Genomic DNA, 9,538 nt, shown 5'->3' with positions numbered 1-9,538 from the left:
ATTCTCCTTTGTTGATTACTTTGCTTGCTTCGATATGGAGGGAAGTGTTTGGGTGTGCTGGCAGTCCTGGCAGATGCCCTGGTACAGCACATCGGCGATCTGGATGGTCATTGGCCTGGCGTTGTCGTCCCAGTGCGGGGTGAGGCATGGTGCGTGGCCCACGGCGCATTCGACGTCCTCGACGCGGCCGCAGCCGATGCAGATGGCGTGGTGGTGGTTGTCCCCCACGCGTGTCTCGTACAGGGCGGGGGAGTGCGGGGGCTCGAAGCGCCGCAGCATCTGCAGATCCGTGAGGTCGCCCAGGACCACGTAAACGGACTGGGCGGTCAGCTCGGGTAATTCCTTGCGGGCGGCGGTGAGGATGTTCTCGGCCGGGGAATGCGGGTGATGTTCGACGGCGGCGAGCACGGCCAGGCGCTGTTTCGTCACCCGGCGGCCGTGGGCACGCAGGGCGGCAGCCCATGCTTCGTGGGTGCCCGAGGAATCCGTCATGCCTCCATTCAACCATTTATTGTGAATCGCTCATAATAAGACGGTACCTTTTGTGCCGCCCGCTGTGCCGCGCAGGCGCCGCCGTGACGTCGGCTGCGTCCCTCAGCCGGCGTCCGGCGCTATTAGAGTTGGCCGGTGGGGAAATTACTGGCGGACATCACGCCATTGCGCGAAAGCCCGGCCTTCCGCCGCCTGTGGCTTGGATCCGCCGTCGCGGCGCTGGGTAGCCAACTGACCCTTGTTGCCGTGAGCCTCGAGGTGTACCGGCTCACGCAGGACAGCCTTTATGTCGGCCTGCTGAGCATTTTCGCCCTGGGTCCGCTCGTCGTCGGCGGCCTGCTGGGCGGCTCGATCGCGGACGCCCACGACCGCCGCATGGTCGCACTGCTGGCCTCCTCCGTGCTGTGGGTGACCGCCGCCTGCCTTGCGCTGCAGGCCTGGCTCCAGGTGGGGAATGTCTGGCTGTTGTACGTCCTTGTCGCGGTGCAGAGCGGTGCACAGGCCATCAATCAGCCGGCCCGCAGCGCCATCATCCCCGTTCTGGTCCGCAAGGAACTGCTGCCCGCGGCCAACGCTCTGAGCATGATCAGCTTCGGGCTGACCCTGACGGCCGGGCCGCTGCTGGCCGGGGTGCTGGTGGCCTCGATCGGTTTCGCCTGGACTTACACGATCGACGTCGCCACGTTCGCCTTCGCCTTCTGGGCGCTACTGAAGCTGCCGGCCATGCCGCCGGGAGAACACGCCCGGCCCGCGGGGCTGCGCTCCGTCATCGAGGGCTTCCGCTTCCTCGGCACCCGGCCTAACCTGCGCATGACCTTCATCATTGACCTCGTCGCCATGATCTTCGCCCAGCCGAGGGCCCTGATGCCCGCGATCGGCGCACTGATGATCGGCGGCGGCGAAGCCACCGTGGGTGTCCTGCTGGCCTCCACCGCTGTCGGCGCCTTCCTGGCGGGCCTCTTCTCCGGTCCGCTCGGCGCGGTCCGGAGGCAGGGGGCCGCCGTCGTCTGGTCCGTGATGGGCTGGGGCGCCTCGATTGCGGGCTTCGGCCTCGTAGTGCTGCTCGCCGGCCGTTCCGGCGCCGACGGCGTCACGCTGTGGCTCCTTCCCGCCGCCCTGTGCTGCGGGCTGGCCGGAATCGCGGACTCCGTCAGTGCCGTGTTCCGCACCACCATGCTGCAGGCGTCCGCCCCGGACCACCTCCGCGGCAGGCTCCAGGGCGTGTTCATTGTGGTGGTTGCGGGCGGGCCAAGAGTGGGGGACATGCTCGCGGGCGGTGGGACTAGGATTCTGAGTGAAGGCTGGGTCCTGCTTTTGGGCGGCTTGCTGTGCATTGCGGTGGCCTGGACGGTGGCGCACCTCCAGTCGGGCTTCCTGCGGTACGACGCACGGCATCCGGTCCCATAGCGCTTCGTCTTCTGCGCGTGGGTCCGCGGATTGTGGACGGGCCCTGGTGGGTCAAGTTTTTGGAGGCACACGTTTGTTGGAGGCACAATGCACCAGCACCATAACGGGCTAAAGACCGCGGCGCTTTTCGGCGTACTCTGGGCGGTGCTCCTGGGCCTCGGTGCCCTGATCGCGTCCGGCACGCGCAGCGCCGCGCCGATCTGGATCATGGCCATGGTTGGCGTCGCCACTACCGCCTACGGCTACTGGAACAGTGACAAGATCGCCATCCGGTCCATGCAGGCGTATCCCGTCACGGAGGCCGAGGCGCCGCAGCTGCATCAGATCGTCCGGGAGCTCTCGGCCCGGGCCAGGCAGCCGATGCCGCGGATCTATCTCTCACCCACGATGGCGCCGAACGCCTTCGCCACCGGCCGGAACCCGCAGACCGCGGCAGTCTGCTGCACCGAAGGGATCCTGCGGATGCTGGACGCGCGTGAGCTGCGCGGCGTGCTCGGCCACGAGTTGATGCACGTCTATAACCGGGACATCCTGACAGCGTCGGTGGCCGCCGCCGTCGCGGGCGTCATCACCTCCGTGGGGCAGATGCTGCTCTTCTTCGGCGGCGACCGCAGGAACGGGAACCCGCTCGCCACGATTGCCATGGCTCTGCTGGCACCCTTCGCCGCCTCGCTGATCCAGATGGCCATCTCCCGCACCCGGGAGTACGACGCCGACGAGGACGGTTCCGCACTCACCGGAGACCCGCTGGGGCTCGCCTCCGCCCTGCGCAAGATCGAGCAGGGCGTGCAGCTGGCGCCGTTGCCGCAGGACCAGAAGCTGGTCAATGCCTCGCACCTGATGATCGCCAACCCGTTCCGCGGGCGCGGCATGGCGAAAATGTTCTCGACGCATCCGCCGATGAGCGAGCGGATCTCCCGGCTCGAGCGGATGGCGGGCCGGTCGCTGGGCTAGTTCCCCGACGCGCAAAGGGGCCAGCGACGCGCAAAAGGGCTGTCGACGCGGGAATACCCGGTGCGACAGCCCATTTGCGCGTCGTGAGGAATTCTGCGCCGCGGCCAGGGGCTAGCTGCGGAAGTTCACGAACTGCAGGTCGGCCTCGTCGAAGCCCTTCAGCAGGTTCATGGTCTCCTGGAGGTCGTCGCGGGACTTGGACGAAACCCGGAGTTCGTCGCCCTGGATCTGGGATTTGACGCCCTTGGGCCCTTCATCGCGGATGAGCTTGTTGATCTTCTTGGCCAGGTCCTGCTCGATGCCTTCCTTGATGGTGGACTCGAGCCGGAACTCCTTGCCGGAGGCGTAGGGCTCGCCCGTGTCCAGGGACTTCAGCGAGATGCCGCGGCGGATGAGCTTGGACTGCAGCACGTCCAGGACCGCGAGGACGCGCTCTTCGGAGTTGGCCTTCATGAGGATCTGTTCGCCGCTGAAATCGACCTCGGCGCCGACGCCCTTGAAGTCATAACGTTGGACAAGTTCCTTCTGCGCCTGGTGGAGCGCGTTGGCGACTTCCTGCTTGTCTACCTTGCTGACGACGTCGAATGTGGATTCGCCTGCCATGACTGTCCTCCTGATGGTTGCCGGGGGCCGAGGTGTTGGGCCGTGATGTCTGCAATCCAGCCTAGTACGGATGCCCTCGTTGTGGCGGCTGGGAGCGCATGCTGTGGGTTCACAGTCCGCTCAAAGCTGACGCAGGGCGGGAACGAAGGTTGGGCGCCCAGAGTTGCAAGGGTTGGGAGATTTCCTCGAAAGGCACAGCACATGCACCGCAAAGCAGTCCGTTATGTCACCCGTTCCACCGCAGCCGCCGCCGGCGGCATTGCCACGGCCGCGACCTCGGTGGCCGCCGCGGCGCTGGCCGCCTCGATCATCTTCAGCCCGGCTGCCGACGCCTCATCCCGGCTCGACGGCGTCCATGCGGACCTGGCGCGCGCAGTGCAGCTGAATCAGATAACGGAGGAGCAAGCCGCGAGGTTCGAGTCCAAACTTGCCGGACGTATCCTCGGAGAAGCCTGATTTCCCGGGCTTTTTGGGGCGTTGGGGCGCCGATTCGATTCTTCGGCGGAAGTTCTGTAAAGTTGTCTTGCCCGCGGTTACTGGAAGCGGAACGGACTGGAAACAGGCGTTCTGAAGACGGAGGCCGCGAGTGATCTTCTTATGAAGTTCGGCAGATTACCCGAGCGGCCAAAGGGGGCTGACTGTAAATCAGCTGGCAACGCCTACGGGGGTTCGAATCCCTCATCTGCCACCCTTGAGAGAGTCTCCGGAACCAACAGGTTCCGGAGACTTTTTCTTTGCCCGGATGCGGGACCCGGGCAGTTCGCCGGGATGCCGGGCTTAGGCAAGGACGCGACCGGCTCCGCTGCGTCATCCGCGCGGGCTCAGCGGCAATCGAGCCCGGCTTTCGTCCCGCGAATCGATCATGTTGAACCGTCGTCATGAGGCGGCAAGAGGCGCCTCGACAATTCCGCTCCGTACACGCCGACAGCAACATGGAGCCCGTGTACTTGCGATGGGCCGCGGTGCGGCACGGGGCCGTGGAAGGTGCTGCTGCCGGCGGCATGAGGGGACTTCACCGCGGCGGCGTAGCCCACAGGATTTTCCTCATCTCCGGTGAGAGCCTCCTCGGTGGGTTCGGCGCGAACGTCGGCGGCGCCGTGTTGCCGCTGCCTGCGAGACGCAGAAGCCCACTTCGCCTACGCCCGAGCGGGGCCCAGGGCCGCGGACAGGTCCCTGAGGTCGCCGATAACAAGGTCGGGTGCGATGAAGTACGAGGGGTACGCCTCCTGCGAGCGGTTCAGCCAGACGGTGCCCATCCCGGCACGGGATGCCCCGTGGACGTCCCACGGATGCACCGCGACCAGGATCATCCGGCCAGGGTCCGCGTCACAGGCCGCGGAGGCGTAGTCGTAGGCCGCACGGGCGGGTTTCCAGGCGGCTGCGTCCTCCACGGTCAGCAGCCGCTCGAAGCTGCTCCTGATTCCCGCGTCGGTGAACAGCTTCTGCGCGAGCTGGGAGGACCCGTTGCTCAGGGTCAGCAGCCGGTATCCGCCCGACTCCAGCCCCAGAATGCCCTCGCGGACATCGGGATGCAGGGCCAGGGAACTCATGCCGTCGAGGACATGCTCCACCGCCTGGTCCGGGTCCATAAGCAGTGACGTGCGCCCGAGCAGCCCGCGCAGGACCTCGGCGCCGACGTCCCGGAAGCCGGCGTTGTCCCCGGCTGCGGCAAGGGCAAAACCATCCCGGAGCAGGGTTGCGAACCAGAGCCTGGCCATGACCTCGGGCGCACCGACGTCCGCGAACCGGGCGGCCATCGGGGACATGTCCGAGAGGGTTTCGTTGACGTCAAAAAGGATGACGGATGGTGAACTCATGGATGCTCCTTCGGCGCCAGAGAGTACGTCGGCTGCTATCAAGCTATACCGGGGCGTACCGCCGGCCGAACAGCGCGCGGACCCGCGGACCGGTCTGCGCCACCTCATCCGGGCGCCGGCCTGTTGCGGCCGTGGCAACATCCCGGATTCATGCGGGTATCCCCTCGGCGGCGTCCGTTGAGGTTGCCCGGGCTGGAGGTGCCTGCGACCATGGCATGGTGAATAGGCCTATTGGATACTGGGTCAAGCGGCTGGATGCGTCGCTGGAGACGCAACTTGATGCCACACTCGCCCGTCTCCGCCTGAGTAGACGGCAGTGGTACCTCCTGAGTGCGCTGAGATCGGGCCCCGCCACGCCCGTGGAGGTGGCCGATATCCTGCGCCCCTTTCAGGCGGCCGACGGCGGTGACGCGCAGGAGCGGGACATGGCCGCGCTGGTTCTGAATCAGCTCGTGTTCCTGCTGGACGGTCGCCTCACGCTCAGCGATAGCGGTTCGGCCCTGTATTCCGAGGCGTCCGGGCTGTTGGAAGCCACCCGCCATGAGCTCACGGCGGGCATCGGAGCGGATGAGTATGCCATGGCCGTAAGCGTCCTCGAGCGCATGAGCAACAATGCAGACCGGCTCGGCACACGCTGAGCCTCCATGCCCGAGCTTGCGTGCGCCAGGTACGAACTCACCGACCCGCCGTCCTCGGACTTCCCGAGGCAGGTTCCGCGGCGGCCGGGCCGCCGCGGTTCAGGCTGCCGAGGCCTCGGAAAGCATGGCGTCGATCTGGCCCATCGCCTGTTCCATCCCCTCTTGCATGCCCATGGCAACCATCTGCTCCAGCTGGTCCGCCGACTCGAACGTCGACACGACGGTCATCCGGGTGCGCCGCTCGATGGCTTCGAGCGTGACCACACCGTGGGTCGTGCCCATCGCGGCCACCGGGGCGCCGCGTTCGTCGGCAAAACCGTCGTCGAACTCCAGACGGTGCGGTGCCTTGATGGCGGTGAAACGCCACCAGCCGCGGCTCTTCTCGCCTTCGGGGCCCGTCATGTAATAGCTCGCCTTTCCGCCGGGCACGAAGTGGTGCTCTTCGAACGTTGCAGGCCAGGTGGGCGGGCCCCACCAGCGCTCAAGCTGGCGCGGGTCTTCCCAGACCTGCCAGACGCGCTCGACGACGGCGTCGAACTCGGCGACGACCGTGAAGCTCAGGGCCTCGGCATTCTTGTGCGAACTGATGACGGTCATAACGGAACTCTTCCTATCCCTCAGCGAGAATTTCTGCGATCCGGTCAGCCCGCTGCCGCCAGATCGTCTCGTACTCATCGAGCAGAAGTCGAGCCCTGTGCAGGCCGTCGTGGTGGGCCCGCACGATCTGCTCCCGTCCGCGCTTTTCCTTCGTAATGAGGGACGCGCGCTCCAATACCGCCACATGCTTCTGTACGGCGGCAAAACTCATGGCGTAGTGCTCCGCCAGCCCTGACACCGAATACTCGCTGGCCGTCACCCGGGTGACGATGTCCCGGCGGGTCGAATCGGCGAACGCCTGGAAAAGGCGGTCAAGCTCGTCGCTGTCCGTCTGACCTACAACCATCTGATCTACAACCATTTGGTTGTAGAATAATCCGCCTCGTTGACCGTGTCAATGGATTTTCGGCAGCTATCCGGCCATTCCGGGGTGGACCGCGACAAACTCGATCTTGTTCGCGGGCTGGACCGTTTTTTTCGGTGCCCGCGAGTATCCCTTCGCATCCAGGTGATTCTCCGCCCGGTAGACGGCTAGGGCCTCATCGTAAATCTGGTTGAGCCGGTGGCCGAAGAATTCCTCCGAGGACCCATCGTTGAACGTGACGGAGACGAGGGTGCTGCCAGGAAAGTGCCGGTTCATGCGGATGAAGCCTTCGGCGTCCTGCTGGAGATTGATCAATGTGGATCCTGTCTACTTTTGTTGATTCCTCCCAGTCTCCCGTACCTTGGCGCGCTCGCAGTACCAGCGTCAGGACGAAGGGGAACGCCCCTCGCCGACGAGTCTTCCACCGTGTTACCGCGGCTAACCCTTCTCGCGGGTCCGGTCAACCGCCCCGGGCCGCCCGTCGATACCTGGCAGGCCAATAGCCGCCGCTGGCCTTCGGTATAGTGCGCCTCATGGATGAAAAAGCGATTCTGCACGGTTATCTGCGTACCCGGCGAGCCGACCTGCTCGGAAAGCTCGACGGGCTCAGCGAGTACGATGTGCGCAGGCCGCTCACGCCCACCGGCACCAACCTGCTCGGCCTGGTGAAACATGTCGCGAGTGTTGAACTCGGGTACTTTGGCGAGGTCTTCGGAAGGCCCAGCGGCGTGGAACTGCCGTGGTTTGCCGACGACGCCGCCCCGGACGCTGACCTGTGGGCGACCGCTGACGAAACCCGTGAGCAGATCATCGAACTGCACCGCGTCTCGGCCGCACACAGCGACGCCACCATCGAGGCGCTCCCGCTTGTCGCACCCGGCGAGGTGCCATGGTGGGCGGGGGAGCGGCGCCACGTCACGCTGCACCAGATCCTCGTGCATATGTGCGTCGAGACGGCCCATCACCTCGGCCACGCCGACATCCTCCGCGAACTCATCGATGGAACGGCCGGTCAGCGCCCGGGCGACCCCAACCTCTCACAACGGACCGCTGCTGAGTGGGCCGGGCACCGCGCCAGGATCGAAGCGGCGGCCGGTGAGGCGGCGTCGTCGGCCGGGCGGCCGTAGCCGGGCAGCACTACCCGACGGGACAACGCCAGCGCGGAAGCGGAGGCGCTCCGTAGCGGCGGGGATCACGTAGCCCGAGTCGGCGTGCCAGCCGTTGCCAACACCGGCCTACTTGCGGGCGCATAATCGGCGTGTTCGGGGGGCCGGCACAGTAGGGTTGTGCCGTTCGCCGTCGAAAATAAGGAGCCTTAGTGAAATCGTTTGCATGTGGTGACGTAGTGCCCGGTTGCGAAGCACGTTGGGTATGCAGCACGGACGATGAAATCCTGGTCAACGTCGCCGCGCACGCCGCGGCCAGCCACGGGCTGGTGGAACTGCCTGCCGACCTCGTCCAGTCGGTTCACAAAGCCATCGTCCCGGTTAGTTGAGCGGTCCCGCGGCAGACGGACCGCCTCCCACCGCCCCCGCGTCAGCGGCCCCGGACTGGGAAAAGCTTTTGGCGGCCGCCTGCCGCGGTGAAGGCCTCGCTGCGGCGTACCAGCCGATCGTCGATACCGCCCGGGGAACGGTTGTCGGGTACGAGGCGTTGGCGCGTTTCCCGGGATTCAACGAGAAAAATCCCGAGGTCTGGTTCTCCGCTGCGCGTGCGCACGGCAAGTCGGCGGAGCTGGAATCGGCGGCCCTGCGGACCGCGCTCGCGGCAAGGTCCACCCTGCCGCAGAACTGCTTCCTGACCCTCAACGTCTCGCCTGAGCTGCTGTCCGCCGAGGAAATCCGGAGCGTCTGGCGGCATGAGGGTGACCTGGGCGGTCTCGTCGTCGAACTGACCGAGCAGACGCCCATCGACTCCTACCTCGAGCTCGAGCCGGACCTGAACCAGCTGCGTGCTGCCGGGGCGCTGATCGCCGTCGACGACGCCGGTGCCGGCTATGCGGGGCTGAGGCACCTGCTGGCCCTGCGGCCCGCACTGATCAAGATTGACCGGGAACTTATCCAGGACGTCGACCGGGATGAAGCGAAACGCGCCCTGATCGGGATGCTCGGCTCCTTCGCCAGCCACGTCGATGCGTGGATCCTGGCGGAGGGCGTGGAACGGGTGGAGGAGCTTGATGCGCTGGTCTCCCTCGGCGTCCCGCTGGTGCAGGGCTATTGCCTGGCCAGGCCCGCGCCGCCGTGGGCGCAGATCGATCTTGATCTGGCCCACCGGCTCGCCTCGACACGGCCGGTAGCCCATAAGAGAGTCATCCGCGATGTCCTGGAAACCGCGACGACGGCCACCAGTGCCGCTCTCGCCGCGGGCTCCTTCGCAGAGAACCCTTCCCTGCAGTCGGTGGTCCTGATCGGGGATCACCGGCGGCCCATCGCGGTGCTGGATGCGGCCGCGGCGGGACTCGGAATGGTCACCCCGGGGATGCGGGTGAATTTGGATACGCCCATTGGCGAAGCCCTTTCCCGGTCCATGACACGGCCCCGGTCCAGCCGCTTCGAGGCCCTGCTCGTCACAGACAACGCCGGTCGGTACGCCGGCGTCGCACGGATGGAACGGATGATTACGGCGCTGACGCTGGGCGGCGGGTAGCTCGAGCAGCTGGGGCCGTG

At 66.2% G+C, this 9,538-nt stretch carries 13 protein-coding genes and 1 tRNA gene; 8 read left to right on the top strand and 6 right to left on the bottom strand.

Annotated features, from left to right (window positions below; genetic code table 11):
• Nucleotides 1-15: 15 nt before the first annotated feature.
• Nucleotides 16-492 (bottom strand): Fur family transcriptional regulator, encoded by a 477-nt coding sequence (locus tag ACZYZE_RS04400; RefSeq protein ID WP_459318242.1) that lies wholly within the window; start codon nt 490-492, stop codon nt 16-18.
• A gap of 135 nt (nt 493-627) precedes the next feature.
• On the opposite strand from ACZYZE_RS04400, the gene ACZYZE_RS04395 reads away from it, so the two are divergent.
• On the top strand, nt 628-1,899 hold the full coding sequence (locus ACZYZE_RS04395) for an MFS transporter (RefSeq protein WP_459318241.1): 1,272 nt from the start codon (nt 628-630) through the stop codon (nt 1,897-1,899).
• Between the two features lie 87 nt (nt 1,900-1,986).
• Complete coding sequence (gene htpX / locus ACZYZE_RS04390; protein WP_459318240.1) at nt 1,987-2,853, top strand: zinc metalloprotease HtpX; 867 nt, start codon at nt 1,987-1,989, stop codon at nt 2,851-2,853.
• 111 nt (nt 2,854-2,964) lie between these two features.
• Here the strand turns inward: htpX and ACZYZE_RS04385 are convergent, their stop codons facing one another.
• Nucleotides 2,965-3,456 (bottom strand): YajQ family cyclic di-GMP-binding protein, encoded by a 492-nt coding sequence (locus ACZYZE_RS04385; protein ID WP_459318239.1) that lies wholly within the window; start codon nt 3,454-3,456, stop codon nt 2,965-2,967.
• Nucleotides 3,457-3,657: 201 nt separating this feature from the next.
• On the opposite strand from ACZYZE_RS04385, the gene ACZYZE_RS04380 reads away from it, so the two are divergent.
• Together ACZYZE_RS04380 and ACZYZE_RS04375 are read left to right on the top strand one after the other, a co-directional pair.
• Nucleotides 3,658-3,912, top strand: coding sequence for a hypothetical protein (locus ACZYZE_RS04380; RefSeq protein WP_459318238.1), 255 nt, complete (start codon nt 3,658-3,660; stop codon nt 3,910-3,912).
• A gap of 150 nt (nt 3,913-4,062) precedes the next feature.
• Nucleotides 4,063-4,144 (top strand) — tRNA-Tyr (locus tag ACZYZE_RS04375).
• Nucleotides 4,145-4,592: 448 nt separating this feature from the next.
• On the opposite strand, the gene ACZYZE_RS04370 is transcribed toward ACZYZE_RS04375, so the two are convergent.
• Nucleotides 4,593-5,273 carry a haloacid dehalogenase type II gene (locus ACZYZE_RS04370; RefSeq protein ID WP_459318237.1) on the bottom strand — a complete coding sequence of 227 codons (681 nt, stop codon included), beginning with the start codon at nt 5,271-5,273 and terminating at the stop codon, nt 4,593-4,595.
• A gap of 218 nt (nt 5,274-5,491) precedes the next feature.
• On the opposite strand from ACZYZE_RS04370, the gene ACZYZE_RS04365 reads away from it, so the two are divergent.
• The gene (locus tag ACZYZE_RS04365) at nt 5,492-5,911 is read left to right on the top strand and encodes a MarR family transcriptional regulator (RefSeq protein ID WP_459318236.1); all 420 of its coding nucleotides are present in this window, start codon (nt 5,492-5,494) and stop codon (nt 5,909-5,911) included.
• 99 nt (nt 5,912-6,010) lie between these two features.
• Here ACZYZE_RS04365 and ACZYZE_RS04360 read toward each other — a convergent pair whose 3' ends face one another.
• The 3 genes from ACZYZE_RS04360 to ACZYZE_RS04350 form a co-directional block, all read right to left on the bottom strand.
• The gene (locus tag ACZYZE_RS04360) at nt 6,011-6,508 is read right to left on the bottom strand and encodes an SRPBCC family protein (RefSeq protein WP_463906443.1); all 498 of its coding nucleotides are present in this window, start codon (nt 6,506-6,508) and stop codon (nt 6,011-6,013) included.
• A gap of 13 nt (nt 6,509-6,521) precedes the next feature.
• A complete protein-coding gene (locus ACZYZE_RS04355; RefSeq protein ID WP_463906703.1) occupies nt 6,522-6,854 on the bottom strand; it encodes an ArsR/SmtB family transcription factor in 333 nt (110 codons plus the stop codon).
• A gap of 66 nt (nt 6,855-6,920) precedes the next feature.
• Nucleotides 6,921-7,187: a hypothetical protein gene (locus ACZYZE_RS04350; protein WP_459318234.1), complete on the bottom strand. Its 267-nt coding sequence runs from the start codon at nt 7,185-7,187 to the stop codon at nt 6,921-6,923.
• Nucleotides 7,188-7,405: 218 nt separating this feature from the next.
• Between ACZYZE_RS04350 and ACZYZE_RS04345 the strand changes: the two genes are divergently transcribed.
• The 3 genes from ACZYZE_RS04345 to ACZYZE_RS04335 all read left to right on the top strand — a co-directional run bounded on the left by ACZYZE_RS04345 (nt 7,406) and on the right by ACZYZE_RS04335 (nt 9,518).
• The gene (locus tag ACZYZE_RS04345) at nt 7,406-7,999 is read left to right on the top strand and encodes a DinB family protein (RefSeq protein WP_459318233.1); all 594 of its coding nucleotides are present in this window, start codon (nt 7,406-7,408) and stop codon (nt 7,997-7,999) included.
• Between the two features lie 191 nt (nt 8,000-8,190).
• Nucleotides 8,191-8,367: a DUF1059 domain-containing protein gene (locus ACZYZE_RS04340; protein ID WP_459318232.1), complete on the top strand. Its 177-nt coding sequence runs from the start codon at nt 8,191-8,193 to the stop codon at nt 8,365-8,367.
• 68 nt (nt 8,368-8,435) lie between these two features.
• Nucleotides 8,436-9,518 (top strand): EAL domain-containing protein, encoded by a 1,083-nt coding sequence (locus tag ACZYZE_RS04335; RefSeq protein WP_463906440.1) that lies wholly within the window; start codon nt 8,436-8,438, stop codon nt 9,516-9,518.
• Nucleotides 9,519-9,538 lie beyond the last annotated feature (20 nt).

The organism is Pseudarthrobacter woesei, from assembly GCF_055412745.1.
The sequence above is the reverse complement of the archived record's forward strand: the minus strand, read 5'-3'. Positions and strand labels throughout refer to the sequence as shown.

What these genes read in the sequence shown, in the direction of transcription:
- ACZYZE_RS04400 (WP_459318242.1), bottom strand. Translation starts at nt 492, where the DNA reads ATGACGGATTCCTCGGGCACCCACGAAGCATGGGCTGCCGCCCTGCGT.
- htpX (WP_459318240.1), top strand. Translation starts at nt 1,987, where the DNA reads ATGCACCAGCACCATAACGGGCTAAAGACCGCGGCGCTTTTCGGCGTA.
- ACZYZE_RS04385 (WP_459318239.1), bottom strand. Translation starts at nt 3,456, where the DNA reads ATGGCAGGCGAATCCACATTCGACGTCGTCAGCAAGGTAGACAAGCAG.
- ACZYZE_RS04380 (WP_459318238.1), top strand. Translation starts at nt 3,658, where the DNA reads ATGCACCGCAAAGCAGTCCGTTATGTCACCCGTTCCACCGCAGCCGCC.
- ACZYZE_RS04370 (WP_459318237.1), bottom strand. Translation starts at nt 5,273, where the DNA reads ATGAGTTCACCATCCGTCATCCTTTTTGACGTCAACGAAACCCTCTCG.
- ACZYZE_RS04360 (WP_463906443.1), bottom strand. Translation starts at nt 6,508, where the DNA reads ATGACCGTCATCAGTTCGCACAAGAATGCCGAGGCCCTGAGCTTCACG.
- ACZYZE_RS04355 (WP_463906703.1), bottom strand. Translation starts at nt 6,854, where the DNA reads ATGGTTGTAGGTCAGACGGACAGCGACGAGCTTGACCGCCTTTTCCAG.
- ACZYZE_RS04345 (WP_459318233.1), top strand. Translation starts at nt 7,406, where the DNA reads ATGGATGAAAAAGCGATTCTGCACGGTTATCTGCGTACCCGGCGAGCC.